Here is a 17,327-nt window from a genome sequence, read left to right as displayed (position 1 = left end):
GGGATGCCTGCGCCTTTAATGGTGCAGCATGACGCCTGTGGCGATGCAGGAGATGATCGCCACGCTCATGGTCAGGCCATATGCCGTTATCAGGAGCGCCCAGCGGCAGAGGGTAGCGAATTTTCCGCTCGGATACACCCGCCACATGGCCCAGGGCAGATAGGCCAGCAGCCAGGCGCCGAGCATGAGGCGGACGAAATCGATGGGGATCAGGGTCATCAGCGCCATCGTGACGAACGCGAAGGCATTTGTATGCAGGGCGAACAGGAAATGCTCTCCATAGCGGCGCCCGCTGCCCAGGTAGAGGATCTTCAGATACAGGCCGAACAGCGGCATCAGGCAAAACATGGCGTACGGTGCGTAATGGAAAAAGCTTTCCCTGATGAGCTTTTGTTTTCCGGCCGCGGGCAGTTGCTGAAAGTCCTGCCACTGATGTGGCAGCGTGGGTGTCTGGCCCAGGATGCGTATCTGCATCTGCGATGGCCGGTTTTCTGGCGCCGCAGGGGAGACGTGGGCGCTCTCCTGGACTTGCACGCCATTGTGTACCTGCAGGAATTCGAAGTCGCCAAATTTGAGGATGGCAAAGAACAGGATGCTGAAGGTCAGGTAGACGCGCAGCGGCTCGACGTAACGCACGCGGCGTCCTGTAATGTACTCATTCGTCAGCGCGCCGGGGCGAAACAGCAGCAGGGCCAGGGTACGCCAGAGCTTGCCTTCGAGCGCCACATAATGCGCGACAAATTCATGCAGGAATTCGCGCGCGCTGGGCACATGCAGGGTAGTAGCCTGGCCACAGGCGCTGCAGAAGTTGCCTGGCGCGTCGGTGTTGCAGTTATGGCAGGTGCTGGCGGGACTTGCGCTGGACGACACTGTTTTCAAGATGGACTCTTTCTATAGCCGAAAGGGAAAAATGAGCGCTCAAGAGCGCAGCATATGATGAATGAAAACAATGATAAAAGGGCATTTTTCTCGCCGTAGTTGCTCCAGAGATACAAAATACCTACGCCGTTCAGCCGCCAGCGAAGGCGGCCAGCAGGCGACGTTCGCCAGCCGGTGTGAGGTGCAGGGCGCGGCTGTCGAGTTCGCGCTCGGCCCAGCGCTGGCGCAGGGCCAGTTGCAGGATGGCCGCCCCCAGCGCGCCACCCAGGTGGGCGCGCCGTTCGCTCCAGTCCAGGCAGGCACAGGCGAAGCGGCGGCGCTGCAGCTGCAGTTGCAGCACGTCGATGCCCAGGGCCGCGATGCCGGCCGCGCCCGCTTCGGACAGGCGATATTCTCCGCCATCGTCCAGCAGCCAGCCTTGCGCGTGCAACTGGTCGTGCAGGGTGACAGCGACGGTGCCGGCCATGTGATCGTAGCAGGTGCGCGCATGGCGCAAGCGGTCCGGCGTGGTGGGCGTAAAGGGCATTGCCGGCACGCCGGCCACCACCAGCAGCGCTTCCAGCGCCCGTGCCACCTCTGCATTGGCCAGGCGGTAATAGCGGTGCTTGCCCTGCGCCACCATCGACAGCAAGCCATCGTCGCGCAAGCGCGCCAGATGGGCGCTGGCCGTCGAAGCGCCGGCCTCGGCCAGTGCCGCCAATTCCGTGGCCGTACGCGCGTGGCCATCGAGCAGGCTGCACAGCATGCGCGCGCGCGCCGGTTCGGCGATGGCGCCTGCCAGTTGTGCCAGGCGTACATCGGCCGTGTGGGGAAGGGTGCTGTCATCCATGATTCGTTTGCGGGCGAAGTGTTGTAGCGGGAGGAGCAGCATACTCGTGTCCCTATCTCACTGCAATGGAATGCGCATGCCGCTCGCTGATCCCACCGATCCTTTTTCTGCCGTCACCCACGCGGCGCCGTATGACTACTATCGCCGCCTGGCGGACGGTCCGCCCCTGCGATTCGAGGCGCAGCTCGATGGCTGGCTGGCGACGGGCATGGCCGGCGTGCAGGCCGTGCTGGCGCATCCCGCCTGCCGCGTGCGCCCGCCTGGACAGGGCGTGCCGCACAAGCTGGCGGGCACGCCGTGCGGCGCGATTTTTGCCGAACTGGTGCGTATGAACGATGGCGAGCGGCATGCCGGGCCGAAACAGGTGCTGGCGCGTGCGCTGGGCCAGGTGGACCTGGCGCGCCTGCATGCGCGCACCCTGCATCTGGCGCAAGAGCAGCTGCCCGGCAGCGCCACCCGGCTGAATGATGCGTTGTTCGAACTGCCCCTGTTCGTCATGGCGGACTTGCTGGGTTTTGCGCCAGCGCAATGGCCGCTGCTGGCCGTCTGGACGCGCGATTTCGTCGCCTGCCTGTCGCCGCTGAGCAATGGCGCGCAGCTGGCCGGAGCGCAGGCGGCAGCCGAGGCGCTATTGCAACGCTTCACGGTGTTGCTGTGGGAGGGAGAGGTGCTGCCCGGCAGCTTGCTGGACGATATTGTCGCCGGGGCGCGGCAGGCAGGCTGGCACGCATCGGGCGGCGTGCTGGCCAATCTGGTGGGTCTGCTGTCGCAGACCTGCGACGCCACGGCCGGCTTGCTGGGCAATGCGATCGTGGCCTTGCGCACCCAAGCGGATTTTCTGCCGCGACTGCGTGCGGCGCCACAGCTGTGGCCAGCCATGTTGCGCGAGGTCAGCCGGCAGGATCCCTCCATTCACAACACGCGCCGCTACACGGTGGAAGACGTGGAGTTCAATGGCGTGTGCGTGCCGGCCGGGCAGATGATCGTCGTCGTGCTGGCCAGCGCCGGCCATACGGAGGCAGGCTTTGGCCATGGCCGCCACGCCTGTCCGGGCCAGGCCATCGCGCACGTGATCGCCACGGCATGCCTGCAGGCATGGGCGGAGGGCCTGGAGCGCATGCCGCTGGCGTGGGGTTATTTGCCGTCGCTGAACGCCCGCATCCCTGTCTTTTGCGCGGGAGGAATAGCATGATCGCCGTGATTTTCGAAGTCTGGCCCAGTGCCGGAGGGCGCCAGCAGTACCTGGACCTGGCAGCCGCGTTGCGGCCCCTGCTCGACGAGGTCGACGGTTTCATTTCCATCGAACGCTTCAGCAGCCTGAGCGAGCCAGGCAAATTGCTGTCGCTATCCTTCTTTCGCGATGAAGCGGCGCTGGCGCAGTGGCGGCAGCGCGAGGCGCACCGCGCGGCGCAGTCGGCCGGCCGGTACGGCGTGTTTGATGATTACCGGCTGCGTATTGCCGCCGTGGTACGCGATTACGGCATGCTTGACCGGCAACAGGCGCCCACCGACAGCCGCCAGCGCCACGATGCCTAGCGTTTAGCGGGGCAGCGCCCCCTGCGTGATTTTTACTTTGACCCGGTACGTGGGCTCGGCCGCGTTCAGGGCGGGCGGCGTGGCGGGGTCGACGTCGAGCAGCGTGAACGTCAGGTGCCTGATGCTGACGGAACTGGCGGCGCCGGGCATGGAATCGGACAAGACGATGTCCGTGGCGCCCGCGCTGTTGAGCAAGCTGAAACTGTAGCTGACGTAGCCTTTCCACACGCACACGGCACCCTTGCGGCAGCGGCTGTCGTTGACACGCTCCAGTTTCAGGGTGTCGGTGGCTGTAATGGCGACTTGCTGGCCTGGCGAGAGCACGTGGGTGACGCTGCGCGGCGTGTTTTCCGCGTCGCCGGTGCTGCCGGCCGCGCCGCAGCCAGCCAGCGCTGCCAGGAAGGCAAAAAACAGGGGAAGTAACAGGGTAGGGCAAAAGCGGGTCAGATTAGGCATGTTTTTCCTTTCAGGTAGAACGTCCCTGGCGCGGCGTCCACGCATGGGATAATAATAACAAAATGATATTTTCCTGGCGCACCATAGGCGCGTTGCGGATGAATTGATGCGCCGGCCACGCGGCGCGCCGATTACTGCGTAGAATGGCTGTTTTGAAAATCAGGAAACAACCATGAAAAAAACTGCCCTGGCGAAAAGCGATGCCAAGAAACTGATGGGAAAGATGAATGTTCCCGGCGCCGGTGCATTCGGTAAGGAAGCGGTGGTCGTCGACCGCCGCGAGCAGCGCAAGCGCGATCAGGCCCTGGGCCTGGTGCCATTCGCCGTCAAACTGAACAGCGATCTGGTCTTGCAATTGCAGACCCTGGCCAAGGAGCGCGGCGCGGATCTGAATGAATTGGTCGCCGAAATCCTGGTCAAGGGCTTGGCTGCAGCTTAATGAGCTGCCATGTTTATCTGTTGATAAACATCAAGTAATAAAACTAAAAGGCGCCTTGCGGCGCCTTTTGCATTGCGGAATTGCTTTCTTTATACGTAAGCTGCCAGCGCGCCCTTCATTTTTTTCAGCGCCGCCACTTCGATCTGGCGGATGCGCTCGGCCGATACGCCGAACTCTTCTGCCAAAGCGTGCAAGGTGGCGCCGGAACCGTCGTCGTTGGCCAGCCAGCGCGCTTCGATGATGCGGCGCGAACGGGCGTCCAGCTTGGACAGTGCCGTTTCCAGGCCTTCCGATTGCAGGCGCGTCACTTGTTCCGCTTCCAGCACCTTGGTCGGTTCGCTTTGCTCCGACGACAGGTAGGCGATCGGCGAAAACTTGTCGTCTTCATCGTCGGTCGGCGATTCCAGCGCGATGTCGCGGCCGCTCAGGCGCGTTTCCATCTCGATCACTTCTTCGCGTTTCACGTCGAGCAGCTTGGCCAAGGCATCGATCTGTTTCGGCGTCATCGCGTCCAGGCCCGTCTTGTGGCTGCGCAGGTTGAAGAACAGCTTGCGCTGTGCCTTCGTCGTTGCAACCTTGACCAGGCGCCAGTTTTTCAGGATGTACTCATGCATCTCGGCTTTCACCCAGTGCATGGCGTACGACACCAGGCGCACGCCCTGGTCCGGATCGAAGCGTTTCACGGCTTTCATCAAGCCGATATTGCCTTCCTGAATCAGGTCGGCATGTGGCAAGCCATAGCCCAGATAGCCGCGGGCAATCGAGACCACCAGGCGCAGGTGCGACAGCACCAGCTCTTGCGCGGCGGCCAGGTCATTTTTTTCGCGCAGGCGTTTCGCCAGCGAAATTTCTTCGTCGTGGGTCAACATGGGCAGGCGGTTCACGGCCGAGATATAGGCGTCGATATTGCCCAGATTGCCAGTGAACCCGAGGCCCAGCGCATTACTTTTGGTCGGAACCAATGCGGATGTTGCGGACATCATAGTCATGTTTTCTCCCTCGTAGTCTTGCTTTGTTCCAGTTGGCCATGTCACGCGACGTGGCCCGATAGTCTGTTCGTTTTGCGTATTCGGTCTTGCACTTGCAGATCGCGGCTCCATCTATATCTGGCGCTCATGGCGGTTCTGCTGTTGGTATGTCCCTATATTAGCACTCTCTGCTTGAGAGTGCCAATCAGCACATTTAATCGTCCTGATAGCCTAAATGCTATGGCGGTTTGCTAGTTGATAATTTATCTAAAACGCGCCGCCAAAGCGCATGGTTGCTGCGGTGTGTGCGCCTGCCCCCTCGCGCCTGAGAGGGCTGCACGGCTCGCTACGACAACATGGCTAGTCTACGGCCTCTGGCTGAAGCGAACCTTAAGAATACTTGCTAAATATCAAGATAACCACAACATGGCGTGGATGGTAAAAAACAAGGAGAGGGTGAGGCGCACGGCGGCGCCTGGGGCGCCGCCGTGGAACTGACCGTCACTTCCACGGCGGCGCCTGGGGCGCCGCCGTGGAAGTGACGGTCAGTTCAGGCGCGCCAGGTGGCGCTGTACGCAGAGGAAGGCGCCAATCAGGCCCAGGCCGGCGCTGACGGCCAGCAAGCCGGCCATCGGCAGCGGTGCCAGCGGCACCAGCTGGAATTCGGACGCATACAGGCGGGCAAACTCGGCAATCGCCGTGTTCAGCGGATGCAAGGCCAGCGCCACGGCGCCCAGGGCCAGCGCGCCGGCGCACAAGCCCAGCAGGGCGCCCGTGTAATAGAAGGGGCGGTGAATGAAGGTGTCGGTGGCGCCGATCAATTTCGAGATGCTGATTTCATCGCGCTGCTGCATTACTTGCAGGCGGATGGTATTGAAGACAACAGCGATCACGGCCACGCCCAGGGTAATGGCCAGCAGCAGCAGCACCAGGCGCAGCACGCCCAGCAGAGCCGCCAGGCGCTTGACCCAGGCCGAATCGACTTGCGCCGATTCCACGAATGGCAGATGGCGCAACTGTTCCGCCACCGCATCGACATCCTGCGCTTCGCTGGCGCTGCTGAATGCGTCCAGTTTCAGCACATAGCTGTCGGGCAGGGGATTGTCGCCCAGAGTGCTGAGCACGTCGGCCAGGCCGTTCTTGTTTTTCAGGGTGTCGAGTGCCTGTTCGCGCGGGATGAAGACGATCTTCGCCTTTTGCTCGCCCACGATCTTGCGCATGGCGCTGGCCAGGGCCACGGCTTGCTCGCGCGGCGTATCGATCTTCAGGAAAACGCTGATTTCCGGATCGACCGACATCTGTTCCGACATGGGGCGTACATTATCGAGCATGGTCAGGCCGGCGAACGGCAGCGACAGGGCGATGGCGACGACCAGCACGTTCAATAGGAAGCCGCCCGGCGACTTGCGCAAATGAATCAGCGCCGAACCCAACGCGAAGCGGTGTTGACGGAACCAGCCTCTCATGCCTGTTCTCCCTGCGTGTCATCCGGGCCAGGTGGCGGGGCAAAATCGGGATCGGGCGGCGCGAAGACGGGTGCTTGCGTGGCCTTGTCGATGGCCACCAGCTGGCCGTTTTTCAGGTGGATCACGCGGGCGGCGGCGTCGAGCATCTGTTCGTCATGGCTGGAAATGAGGCAGGTCACGCCCACGGAATGAAAGGCTTTCAGGGCGTCGAGCACCTTGTTGGCGCTGGCGCGGTCCAGGTTGGCCGTCGGTTCATCGGCGAGGATGATTTGTGGCCGGTTGACGATGGCGCGCGCGATGGACACGCGCTGCTGTTCGCCGCCCGACAGCGACAGGGGACGCGCCATGGCGCGGTCCAGCAATCCCACTTTGTCGAGCGCGGCGCGCGCGCGCTGCTCGGCGGCCGCCTTGTGTGCGCCGACGACGAGCAGTGGCAGCATGACATTGGCCAGGATGGAGCGGTCGTTCAATAGTTTTTGTTGCTGGAAGATCAAGCCCATGTTACGGCGCAAAAACGGCACGCCAGCCGGCTTGATCTTCGCCATGTCCTGGCCATTGACGATCAGCTTGCCCGAGCTGGGGCGTTCCATGGCGGCGATCATTTTCAGCAGGGTGGATTTGCCGGCGCCGGACGGGCCGGCCAGAAAGACCAGCTCGCCTTTGGCAATACTGAGCGAAATGTCGCTAAGCGCCACGGCGTCGGGGGAGTATTGCTTGGAGACGTGCTGAAATTCAATCATGTATAGGCTTATCCGAGCAGCGCTTCGACAAATTCGGCAGCCACGAAAGGCTGCAAGTCTTCAATTTTCTCACCGATGCCGATGAAATACACGGGCACGGGGCGCACGCGGGCGATCGCCGCCAGCACGCCGCCCTTGGCGGTCCCGTCCAGCTTGGTGATTACCAGGCCGCTCAACTGCAGGGCATCGTCGAAGGCCTTTACTTGCGTCAAGGCGTTCTGGCCCGTGTTGCCGTCGATGACGAGCAGGGTTTCATGGGGCGCGCCCTCCATGCCTTTGCCGATCACGCGCTTGATTTTCTTTAATTCTTCCATCAGGTGCAGCTGCGTCGGCAAACGGCCTGCCGTGTCGACCATCACCACGTCGATGCCGCGCGCTTTTGCCGATTGCACGGAGTCGTAGGCCACGGCGGCCGGGTCGCCCGATTCCTGCGAAATCACGGTGACGTTGTTGCGCTCGCCCCAGACCATCAGCTGCTCGCGCGCGGCGGCGCGGAAGGTGTCGCCGGCGGCCAGCAGCACGGACTGGTTGTTCGATTGCATGTGCTTGGCCAGCTTGCCGATGGTGGTGGTCTTGCCGGCGCCATTCACACCGGAAATCATCATCACCAGGGGCTTGTGACGGCCCAGCTCGAAGCGCTTTTCCAGCGGGCTCAGGAGGTCGATCAGCAGCACCTTCAGCGCGGCCTTCACGGCGGCGGCGTCGAGCAGCTTGTCTTCCTTGACTTTTTTCTTCAATTCCGTGAGCAGGAATTCGGTGGCGTCGATGCCCGCGTCGGACATCAGCAGGGCCGCTTCCAGCTCTTCGTACAGGGCGTCGTCGATCTTTGCGCCGACGAACAGCACGGATAAGGTGTTCGAGGTTTTCGACAGGCCGGCCTTGAGGCGCGTCATCCACGATTTTTTCTCGGGTTCAGCGGCCACGATGACGGGCACGAGCTCGGCCGGCGCGCCGCTCAGCGGCGCAGCGGCAGGCTGCGGGGCAGGCGGCGTGGCGGCGGGAAGGACGAGGGGCTCGGCTGGCGCAGCCTCGGGAGTGACGGGTTTTTTCTTGAAGAAACTAAACATGGATGTGTGGTGGCGGGTGCTGACCTAAGGCCCGGCGGCGCCGGACACTGTTGTTACGGGCTATTCTACCAGAGCGCGCCCGGCCCTTCACGCTTTACTGTTCGATTGGCAACATTGCGCGGCTATCCACGGAGATCGCCGCAGTTGCTCCGCTTTCCAGCCGGTTCAGTGTGTTTGCAGGGCGCGCGCCTGGTGGCGGCGGCGCCAGTCGGCGATGCTTTCGTCGACTTGCCGCAAGTCCAGCACATGCAAAAAGGGCGGCGGTTGCCTGGTCAGCACGGGACTGCGTCCGCCAGCCCACAATTCCATGTCTGGCGGCAAGCACCCGTGCAGCTGCTGCAGGCTGTCGCGCGTCTGCTTTTGCTTGCTGGCGCTGGAAAACGACAGCGCCACGATGTCGGCCCGTTGCACGCGGGCGGCCGCGACGATGTCGGTCAGCGGCGTTTCCACCCCCAGCGACATGCAATGGGCCCCGGCCGCCGCACATAGCGCCTCGGCCATCAGCAGCCCCAGGCCATGACGTTCCTGCGGCAAGGTACTGAGGACGATGCGCGGCGTGCGCGTGGACGGGCTGCTTGCCTGCGGCAGGGAAAAAATGGCATGGCGCATTACCGTCTGCAAGGTTTCGCTATATAGATGCTCTTCATACACGGCCAATTCGCCGCAGGCCCACGCTTCGCCAACCATGGCCGTGAGGGGCGCGATGACGTCGATGGTAAAGGCTTTCAAGCCCAGCACGGCCAAGGCCTGGCGCAGGGCACCGGCCAGTTCCGCCATCTGGTGGCCACGGCACAGGGACAGGTAGTACGCCAGTTGCGGTTGCGGCGCAGGCGGCGCCGCGTTGCCGGCGCTGGCTAGTTGCTGCAGTTGTAAGGTGCTGTGCTGCATGATTTTTCCCGGGCGAAATCCGAGATCTAGGAGGCGCTTGACCATGCGCAATTTTTGCACTTGCTCGGCCGGATAGCTGCGCTCGCCAAAGGCATCGCGCTGTGGCTGGGGAAAGGCGTAGCGGCGTTCCCAGACACGCAAGGTTTCCTTGGCCAGCCCCGTGTCGCGCTCGACGTCGCTGATGCTGAAGGCGGAAGGGGGGTGCAGCGGTTGCAAATCAGTATCCATACAGAGGGCTTGCTCGCATGCCAAAAGAACGTGGGAAGCATTTTACGCCTTCCATCGCCCGGGACCAAATAGCTGAATCCGATTGAAAGTTGCCAGCGTATAAGTTTGTGAGCGGCAAGCGCCCTCATTGACATAGATCAATATTTGACTGACTATGCAGAAAACTTATTTTGTCCAGGACAAATATGAAACGGGTGCAGCCATGAAGATCGCCGTCGTCGGTGCAGGAATAGCAGGTTTGTCGTGTGCCTATCGCCTGGCGCAGGCCGGCCAGGACGTGACCTTGTATGAGGCGGGTGACTATTTTGGCGGTCACAGCCATACGGTGGACGTCACGCTTGATGGTGTCACGCATGGCGTCGACACGGGTTTTCTCGTGTTCAATCACGCCACTTACCCGAACCTGGTGCAACTGTTCCGGGAACTGGGCGTCGAGGCGGCCGACAGCGATATGTCGTTTTCCGTGAAAATGCCCTTGGGCACTACGCCCGATGCCCGCGTGCTGGAATGGGCGGGCGCCAATTTTGATACCGTGTTTACCCAGCGCAGCAACCTGCTGCGCCCCGCCTTTCTGCGCATGCTGCGCGATATTGTGCGCTTCAACCGTCAGGCCAGCGCCCTGGCCACGGCGAGCGTTCCGGCGCCGGCCATGTCACTGGGCGAGTTCCTGGACCTGCACGGCTATGGTGACGAATTCCGCCACTGGTACCTGTTGCCGATGGCTGCCTGCATCTGGTCGTGCCCGGCGCGCCAGATGCTGGCCTTTCCCTTGGCGACGTTTATTCGTTTCTGCCACAACCATGGCTTGCTGCAAGTGAGTGACCGGCCCCAGTGGCGCACGGTGCGCGGCGGCTCGCGTGTTTACGTGGAAAAACTGCTGGCGGGCATCCCTCAGCAGCGCCTGGCGTGCCCGGTGCTCGCCGTGCGCCGCCAGCCGCACGGCGGCGCGCGCATGGTCGAGCTGCACACGGCCGCTGGCGTCGAGCATGTTGATCATGTGGTGCTCGCTTGCCACAGCGACCAGTCGCTGGCCTTGCTGGCCGATATCCGCGACGACGAGCGCGGTGTGCTCGAAGCCGTGCGCTACCAGCCCAATCGCGCTGTGCTGCATACGGATGCATCCTGCCTGCCGCAGCGTCGCAAGGCCTGGTCGGCCTGGAATTATCAGGGCAGGCCGGCTGCGCACGGCGATGCGCCGCAGGTATGCGTACATTATTTGCTGAACCAGTTACAGCCGCTTCCATTCAGCACGCCCGTGATCGTCTCGCTCAATCCGCTCGACGAGCCCAATCCGGCGTCCATCATCGATGAGTTTTCCTATGCCCACCCCGTGTTCGACGGCGCCGCCATTGCCGGCCAGGCGCGCCTGGCCGGGTTCCAGGGAGCGCAGCACACGTGGTTTGCGGGTGCCTGGACGGGCTACGGTTTCCATGAAGACGGCTTGAAGTCGGGCCTGGGCGTGGCCGAAGCGCTGAACGGCATGGCGTCGGCGGAGCTCGGCCATGCCGCGTGATCCCTCGCCGCCCGTGCCGCCGCAGCCGCAGCTGTGTCTCGGGCGGGTGCGCCATGCGCGGCTGCGTCCGCGCGCGCATGCTTTTAGTTACGGCATGTTTTATCTGCGCCTGCCCTTGCGCAGCATGGGCGCGCACGACTTTCCTGCCCGCCTGATCTCGCGCAATGGCGCCAACGTGCTGGCCTTCCGCGACAGCGACCATGGCGATGGCACGACGCCGCTGCTGGAGTGGATCGATGGCGTGCTGCGCCAGCATGGCGTGCCGGACGCGGACGGCGAAATCTGGCTGCAAACCATGCCGCGCATGTTCGGCTATGTCTTTAATCCCGTCAGTTTCTGGTTTTGCCACCGCCCGGATGGCGCGCTGCGCGCCGTGTTGTGCGATGTGCGCAATACCTTTGGCGAGCGCCACCTGTACCTGCTCGAACAGGGCGGCGCCATCGCCTATGGCAGTGAGTTGCGTGCCAAGAAGATTTTCCATGTCTCGCCATTTTGCAAGGTGGAAGGACAGTACCGATTCCGTTTCCTGCGCAACAACGACAAGGGCGGCGAGCGCCATCTGGCCCGGGTCGATTACGACGACCTCGACGGTCCGATTCTGGAAACGAGCTTGTCCGGCACGGCGCAGCCGCTGCGCGACGGCGCCATTGCCTGGGCCTTGCTGCGTTACCCCCTGATGACGTTTGGCGTGATGGTGCGCATCCATTGGCAAGCTTTGCGCCTGTGGCTGCGCCGCGTGCCGTTTTTCAGCAAACCCCACCCTCCACAAGAAAAGGTCTCCTGATGAGCTCTGACTCCCTACCGACCGGCATGCATGCGCGCAGCAGTGTACGTCCTGATCTCCTGACCGACCACGCGCATCTGGACCTGCCCGCCACCGGGCGCATGATTCTGCGCCTGCTGCAGAAATTACAATATGGCGCCCTGCGCCTGCGCACGCCGGATGGCAGTATCTTGTTGTACGGCGATGGCAGCCACCCCGTCACCCTGGATTTGCACAACTGGCGCCTGTGCTCGGCCGTTTTGCGCTCGGGCGACATCGGCTTTGCCGAAACGTTTATCGCGGGCGACTGGCGCACCGACAATTTGCCGGGCTTGATCGAATTGATGATACGCAACCGTGCGCAGATCGAGTCCTTGATCTATGGCAACTGGTGGGGCAACCTGATCTATAAGGTGCGCCATCTGCTGCACCGCAATTCGCGCGCCGGCAGCAAGAAGAATATCCACGCCCATTACGACATTGGCAACGCCTTTTATCAGCTGTGGCTGGACCCGTCGATGACGTATTCGAGCGCGCTGTTTACTGAAGGCGCCAGCCTGGAACAGGCGCAGGTGGCGAAATACCGGCGCATCGCCGACCAGCTGCAGCTGCAGCCCCAGCTGGGCCAGCGCGTGCTGGAAATCGGTTGCGGATGGGGCGGCTTTGCGGAAACGGCGGCGCGTGACTATGGCGCCCACGTGACGGGCCTGACCTTGTCGACCGAACAGCTGGCGTATGCGCGCCAGCGCCTGCACGAGGCGGGGCTGGCCAGCCTGGCCGATTTGCAGCTGTGCGATTACCGCGACAGCCACGGCCAGTACGACGCCATCGCTTCGATAGAGATGTTCGAAGCGGTGGGGCAAAGCTACTGGCCCGGCTATTTCGCCTGCGTGGCGCACAACTTGAAGCGCGGCGGGCGGGCCTGCATCCAGACCATCGTCATCGCCGATGAATTGTTCGAGCGCTACAGCAAGAGCACTGACTTCATCCAGCAATACATTTTTCCGGGTGGCATGCTGCCTTCGCCGGCTGAGTTTCGCCGCGCCGCCGAGGCGCAGGGCTTGCGCGTAGTGGACGCCTTCAGCTTTGGCCTCGATTACGCGGAAACCTTGCGCCTGTGGCGCGCCAGCTTCCTGGCCCAGCGCACGGCGCTGGAAAAGCAGGGTTTTGATGGCCGTTTCCTGCTGACCTGGGAGTTTTACCTGGCCTATTGCGAAGCGGCCTTCCAGGCGCACAACACGGACGTCATGCAATTTACCCTGGTCAAGGAGTGATCATGCGCCGCTTGCTTACTGCTGTTGTGCTGTCCTTGACCATGTACGGTGCCGTGGCCGCGCCCCCGGCCTTTGTGAATGTGGACGTGCCCGAGGCCCGCCTGGCGGGGGAGGGCGACTATACGTGGTTCGGCATGCGTATTTATCGAGCGCAACTGTGGGTGGGCGCACAAGGCTACCAGGGCGCTGCGTCGGCAACGGCGCCTTTTGTGCTGGAATTGCGCTACGCGCGCGCCCTCGATGGCAAGAAGATTGCCGAGGCCAGCTATGAGCAGATGCAAAAACTGGGCGTGGGAACGGAACAGCAGCGCCTGGCGTGGCTGGCCACCATGCAGCGCATCTTTCCGGACGTCAAGGAAGGCCAGCGTATCGCGGGCGCCTATCGGGCCGGCATCGCGCCCGGCGTGCGCTTTTATCTCGATGGCAAGATGCTGGCCGATGTGAGCGATGGCGACTTCGCGCGCGCTTTCTTCGCCATCTGGCTGTCGCCCGAGTCGACGGCGCCGAAGCTGCGGGCGGCCTTGCTGCAGAGTGCGGCGCCGCTGCCATGAGCAGCGGGACCAGCGCCTTGACCTTGCCTGCCTTGTTCAGTTATGGCCTGTTCGGTTTGCCGCTGGCCATGCTGGCGCTGCCCATCTATATATATGTTGCGCCATTTTATGCGCAGCGCAGCAGCCTTGATCTGGCGCAAATCGGCGCCGTGCTGCTGGCGGCCCGCATTGCCGCCGCCTTCATCGATCCCGCCATGGGCGCCTGGATGGCGCGCGGAGGGCGCAGCTATGCCGTACTGGTCGGTGCCGCGCTGCCCTTGCTGCTGCTGGGCTTTGGCGCCCTGTTCCATCCGCCGCTCCTGTCGCATGGGGCGACCCTGGCATGGTTCCTGGCGTCCTTGTTGCTCGTGTATTCCGCCTATGGCCTGGCCGGCATCGCGCACCAGAGCTGGGGCGCGGCGCTGAGTCAGGCGCCCACGCAGCGGGCGCGGGTGGCGGCCGTGCGCGAAGGCTGCGGCTTGCTCGGCGTTATCCTGGCGGCGGCACTGACTTCCGTGCTCGGCTATGACGGCTTGTCGCTGGCCTTTGCCGTCTGCCTGCTGGCGACGGGCGCGCTGTTGCTGGCGCGCGCGCCGCGGCCGACCTCGCGCAGTGCCGGGGACGTGATCGTCGGCAGTGGCTGGAAAGTCCCGTTGCACCAGCGCGCATTTCGCTGGCTGTTCGCCGTCTTGCTCGTCAATGGCGTAGCCGCCGCCATCCCCGCCACCCTGTTCCTGTTCTTTGCCGGCGATTATTTGCGCCTGGGGCATTACGCGGGGCCGTTCCTGATTGTGTATTTTTGCGCGGCAGCCGCTTCGATGCCCCTTTGGGTGGCGCTGGCGCGCCGCTTTGGCGAAGCGCGCGCCTGGGGCGGCGCCATGCTGCTGGCGGCCAGCGTGTTTGTCTGGGCGTATGGCTTGGACGCGGGCGCCGCCTGGGGCTTTGCCAGCATCTGCTTGCTTTCGGGCTTGGCGCTGGGTGCCGACCTGGCCTTGCCGCCGGCCCTGCTGGCAGGGTTGATCGGCGCGGCGGGCCACGCCGGGCGGCATGAGGCGGCGTATTTCGGCTGGTGGAACTGGGGCGTGCAGATGAGCCTGGCGCTGGCGGCCGGCATTGCCTTGCCCCTGCTGGCCTGGCTGGGTTATGTGCCGGGCAGCAGCAGCGGCTTGCCAGCCTTGTCGGCAGCCTACGCCTTGCTGCCCTGCGCCCTGAAACTCCTGGCGGCGCTGCTGCTGTGGCGCGCGCCTTTACAACATATATATAGTGAAACCAGGGAGTAGCGACTATGCACCTCATGAGATCCTGCCAACGCGGCATTACGGCGACGGCCTTGCTGCTGGCACTGGCCGCCTGTTCCACGCCACCCACACCGGCCATGTACGCGCAGGAACTGCCCGTGCTGGATCTGCAACAGTACTTCAATGGCACGCTCGATGCCCACGGCATCTTCCAGGACCGGTCGGGCAAGGTGGTCAAGCGCTTCACGGTGGTGATGCGGGCCAGCTGGGCGGGCGAGACGGGCACCCTGGACGAGGATTTCACGTATTCGGACGGCAGCCGCCAGCGGCGCGTGTGGACCCTGCGCAAGACGGCGCCCGGGCGCTTCATCGGCACGGCGCCCGACGTGGTCGGCGAGGCCATCGGCGAAGTGGCCGGCAATGCGCTGCGCTGGCAATACGTGCTGGCGCTGCCCGTCGATGGCACGGTCTACCACGTCGACTTCGAGGACTGGATGTTCCTGATGGATGACAAGGTCATGCTCAACCGCGCCGCAATGAGCAAATTCGGCTTCAGCCTGGGCGCCGTCACTTTATCGTTCAGCAAGCGTCCACAGGCGGTCCCATGAATCGCAAGATCACCAGCTGGGCCGGCAAGCGCGTGTGGATCATCGGCGCGTCCAGCGGCATCGGCGCCGCGTGCGCCACCTTGCTGCTGGAGCAGGGCGCGTGCGTAGCCTTGTCGGCCCGCCATCGCGCCAGCCTGGAGCAGCTGTGCCAGGGACAGCCGCTGGCGCAGGCATTGCCGCTCGATATCACCCAGCCCGCGCAGCTACGGGGCGTCTGCGCGCAGCTGCAGCTGCAGTGGACGCATATCGACCTGATACTGGTGGTGGCCGGCGGCTATCAGGCCATGCGCGCCGATAGTTTCGATCTTGAGGCTGCCCAGAGCTTGCTGGCCTTGAATGTGGGCGGCGTCTTCAATTGCCTGGAGCAGGCCTTGCCGTGGTTGTTGCGCCAGGGTAGCGGCGGCATCGGCATCGTCGCCTCGGTGGCCGGCTATGGCGGCTTGCCCAAGGCGCTCGCGTATGGCGCCAGCAAGGCGGCGCTGATCAACCTGACGGAGTCGCTGTATCTGGATTTGCATCCACGCGGGATTGATGTGTATCAAATCAACCCGGGTTTTGTCGCCACGCCCCTGACGGCGGACAATGATTTCAAGATGCCCGCCCTGATGACGGCGCACGACGCCGCCGCCGCCATGCTCGACGGCATCGAGCGGGGCCAGTTTCACATCCACTTTCCCAAACGCTTTACGAATACCCTGCGCCTGGCGCGGCTGTTGCCGTACCGCGCCTATTTTTGGCTGATCCGCAAAGTGACGGGTGTATGAGCGCAAGCATGCCGGAGACGGAGCGCGTGGAGGAGGCGTTGGCGCGCCTGGTGGCGTTTTATGAGCACCTGAGCCTCGAAAACCTGGCGCAACTGGGCGCCGTCTATGCGCCGGACGCCCATTTCAAGGATCCTTTCAACGAGGTGGTGGGGCATGCCGCCATCCTGGCCATCTTCGAGCACATGTTCGTGCAAGTCGACGCGCCCCGGTTTGTCGTGCTGGAAAGCCTGGGGCAGGGGCAGCAGGCGTTCCTGACGTGGGAGTTTCGCTTCCGCATGAAACGACTGGTCTCTGGCGATCAATGTATTCGTGGCGCAACCCATGTGCGCTTCGATGCGCAGGGACGGGTGCTTATGCATCGCGATTATTGGGATGCGGCGGAAGAATTGTATGAAAAATTGCCGTTGCTGGGCGGCCTCATGCGCCTGCTCCGGCGGGCCAGCCAGCGCTAGTATTGTTTCTTGATGCTTTAAGCAAAAAATGCGAAAAAGAAAAAGTAAATTGTGCGGATTCGGGCGCGTAAAAACTTGATTTCGCTCAAAGTGTCGTTTTTTTGACACAAATTTGTCAAAATATTTAGAAGGCAACATTGTAAGAAATTGTTTCAATTGATGCGCAATTTGCAAGCAAGAGTCGTCCTCATCCGCTTCGCTCTGGTCGCCGGCGCATGCGCTGGTAAACATGGAAAACATTTCTATGTGAGCAATTTAAATTACCGGAAAGTCAGTAATTTCATTGTCACTCTGGCTATTTTTTGGGAGCCTACGTCGACGTGAAAATTTGCGCCTACGCCCCTGAATAATGCGGCAACGCACCAAAAAAGCGCGCATTATTTCCCGTTTTTGGGCATTCGGCAGCAAACATCGGCGATGCCGTGTATGCTTCGTCCCGTTTATCCATTATCGCCTGACAAATTGTGCGCTTTGTCGCGTAAATCTTTGAGGGCAAATGACGGGTAAAGCATGTTGACGTTTTAATCACTCGCCTGATACTGTTGCACTAATACAACGGGTGCCAGCATGCCATGCGCTATGATGGAATGGTCAATCAGGCCAATGCATTGGTTGGCAAGGGGCACTGGCTCTGTCGCGTAGTACGGTTGGCGATGGTCGGGATGCCTGAAAAAGCCCCTGGCCTGGTA

General features: G+C 62.6%; 19 protein-coding genes. 11 read left to right on the top strand and 8 right to left on the bottom strand.

Features of this window, described 5'->3' with window-relative positions:
- Positions 1-15 precede the first annotated feature (15 nt).
- Together C8C89_RS00415 and C8C89_RS00410 are read right to left on the bottom strand one after the other, a co-directional pair.
- Positions 16-870 carry a DUF3667 domain-containing protein gene (locus C8C89_RS00415; protein ID WP_243858224.1) on the bottom strand — a complete coding sequence of 285 codons (855 nt, stop codon included), beginning with the start codon at positions 868-870 and terminating at the stop codon, positions 16-18.
- Positions 871-1,009: 139 nt separating this feature from the next.
- Positions 1,010-1,708 (bottom strand): helix-turn-helix transcriptional regulator, encoded by a 699-nt coding sequence (locus C8C89_RS00410; RefSeq protein WP_133988621.1) that lies wholly within the window; start codon positions 1,706-1,708, stop codon positions 1,010-1,012.
- 76 nt (positions 1,709-1,784) lie between these two features.
- On the opposite strand from C8C89_RS00410, the gene C8C89_RS00405 reads away from it, so the two are divergent.
- Both C8C89_RS00405 and C8C89_RS00400 read left to right on the top strand, forming a co-directional pair.
- Entirely contained in the window at positions 1,785-2,900 is a 1,116-nt protein-coding gene (locus C8C89_RS00405) for a cytochrome P450 (RefSeq protein ID WP_133988620.1), read from the top strand.
- The gene (locus C8C89_RS00400; RefSeq protein ID WP_101483906.1) at positions 2,897-3,244 is read left to right on the top strand and encodes an antibiotic biosynthesis monooxygenase; all 348 of its coding nucleotides are present in this window, start codon (positions 2,897-2,899) and stop codon (positions 3,242-3,244) included. Before C8C89_RS00405 ends, C8C89_RS00400 begins: the two co-directional genes overlap by 4 nt.
- A gap of 3 nt (positions 3,245-3,247) precedes the next feature.
- Here C8C89_RS00400 and C8C89_RS00395 read toward each other — a convergent pair whose 3' ends face one another.
- Positions 3,248-3,700, bottom strand: coding sequence for a hypothetical protein (locus C8C89_RS00395; protein WP_101483907.1), 453 nt, complete (start codon positions 3,698-3,700; stop codon positions 3,248-3,250).
- A gap of 172 nt (positions 3,701-3,872) precedes the next feature.
- Between C8C89_RS00395 and C8C89_RS00390 the strand changes: the two genes are divergently transcribed.
- On the top strand, positions 3,873-4,139 hold the full coding sequence (locus C8C89_RS00390) for a hypothetical protein (protein WP_101483908.1): 267 nt from the start codon (positions 3,873-3,875) through the stop codon (positions 4,137-4,139).
- 89 nt (positions 4,140-4,228) lie between these two features.
- Here the strand turns inward: C8C89_RS00390 and rpoH are convergent, their stop codons facing one another.
- The 5 genes from rpoH to C8C89_RS00365 all read right to left on the bottom strand — a co-directional run bounded on the left by rpoH (position 4,229) and on the right by C8C89_RS00365 (position 9,496).
- Complete coding sequence (rpoH, locus tag C8C89_RS00385; protein ID WP_170932923.1) at positions 4,229-5,128, bottom strand: RNA polymerase sigma factor RpoH; 900 nt, start codon at positions 5,126-5,128, stop codon at positions 4,229-4,231.
- A gap of 524 nt (positions 5,129-5,652) precedes the next feature.
- Complete coding sequence (gene ftsX / locus C8C89_RS00380; RefSeq protein WP_101483909.1) at positions 5,653-6,573, bottom strand: permease-like cell division protein FtsX; 921 nt, start codon at positions 6,571-6,573, stop codon at positions 5,653-5,655.
- Positions 6,570-7,313 (bottom strand): ATP-binding cassette domain-containing protein, encoded by a 744-nt coding sequence (locus tag C8C89_RS00375; RefSeq protein ID WP_133988619.1) that lies wholly within the window; start codon positions 7,311-7,313, stop codon positions 6,570-6,572. Before C8C89_RS00375 ends, ftsX begins: the two co-directional genes overlap by 4 nt.
- Positions 7,314-7,321: 8 nt before the next feature.
- A complete protein-coding gene (gene ftsY, locus C8C89_RS00370; protein WP_101483911.1) occupies positions 7,322-8,380 on the bottom strand; it encodes a signal recognition particle-docking protein FtsY in 1,059 nt (352 codons plus the stop codon).
- A gap of 165 nt (positions 8,381-8,545) precedes the next feature.
- Positions 8,546-9,496, bottom strand: a complete 951-nt coding sequence (locus tag C8C89_RS00365) for a MerR family transcriptional regulator (RefSeq protein WP_101483912.1) — start codon at positions 9,494-9,496, stop codon at positions 8,546-8,548.
- A 202-nt stretch (positions 9,497-9,698) separates the two neighbouring features.
- On the opposite strand from C8C89_RS00365, the gene C8C89_RS00360 reads away from it, so the two are divergent.
- Genes C8C89_RS00360 through C8C89_RS00325 form a run of 8 tightly spaced genes read left to right on the top strand, consistent with a single transcriptional unit; the run spans position 9,699 to position 16,638 of the window.
- On the top strand, positions 9,699-11,009 hold the full coding sequence (locus C8C89_RS00360) for an FAD-dependent oxidoreductase (RefSeq protein WP_133993055.1): 1,311 nt from the start codon (positions 9,699-9,701) through the stop codon (positions 11,007-11,009).
- Positions 10,999-11,793 (top strand): DUF1365 domain-containing protein, encoded by a 795-nt coding sequence (locus tag C8C89_RS00355; RefSeq protein WP_133988618.1) that lies wholly within the window; start codon positions 10,999-11,001, stop codon positions 11,791-11,793. The genes C8C89_RS00360 and C8C89_RS00355 overlap by 11 nt, the downstream gene beginning before the upstream one ends.
- A gap of 26 nt (positions 11,794-11,819) precedes the next feature.
- On the top strand, positions 11,820-13,046 hold the full coding sequence (locus tag C8C89_RS00350) for a cyclopropane-fatty-acyl-phospholipid synthase family protein (protein ID WP_166674843.1): 1,227 nt from the start codon (positions 11,820-11,822) through the stop codon (positions 13,044-13,046).
- Between the two features lie 2 nt (positions 13,047-13,048).
- The gene (locus C8C89_RS00345; RefSeq protein ID WP_101483914.1) at positions 13,049-13,597 is read left to right on the top strand and encodes a chalcone isomerase family protein; all 549 of its coding nucleotides are present in this window, start codon (positions 13,049-13,051) and stop codon (positions 13,595-13,597) included.
- Complete coding sequence (locus tag C8C89_RS00340) at positions 13,594-14,856, top strand: MFS transporter (protein ID WP_133988617.1); 1,263 nt, start codon at positions 13,594-13,596, stop codon at positions 14,854-14,856. Before C8C89_RS00345 ends, C8C89_RS00340 begins: the two co-directional genes overlap by 4 nt.
- A 14-nt stretch (positions 14,857-14,870) precedes the next feature.
- On the top strand, positions 14,871-15,422 hold the full coding sequence (locus C8C89_RS00335) for a DUF3833 domain-containing protein (protein ID WP_243857852.1): 552 nt from the start codon (positions 14,871-14,873) through the stop codon (positions 15,420-15,422).
- On the top strand, positions 15,419-16,186 hold the full coding sequence (locus C8C89_RS00330; protein WP_101483917.1) for an SDR family NAD(P)-dependent oxidoreductase: 768 nt from the start codon (positions 15,419-15,421) through the stop codon (positions 16,184-16,186). Before C8C89_RS00335 ends, C8C89_RS00330 begins: the two co-directional genes overlap by 4 nt.
- Positions 16,183-16,638, top strand: coding sequence for a nuclear transport factor 2 family protein (locus C8C89_RS00325; RefSeq protein ID WP_101483918.1), 456 nt, complete (start codon positions 16,183-16,185; stop codon positions 16,636-16,638). The genes C8C89_RS00330 and C8C89_RS00325 overlap by 4 nt, the downstream gene beginning before the upstream one ends.
- Positions 16,639-17,327 lie beyond the last annotated feature (689 nt).

The sequence above is a fragment of the Janthinobacterium sp. 75 genome, from assembly GCF_004365495.1.
Classification (GTDB): domain Bacteria; phylum Pseudomonadota; class Gammaproteobacteria; order Burkholderiales; family Burkholderiaceae_D; genus Janthinobacterium.
The sequence above is the reverse complement of the archived record's forward strand: the minus strand, read 5'-3'. Positions and strand labels throughout refer to the sequence as shown.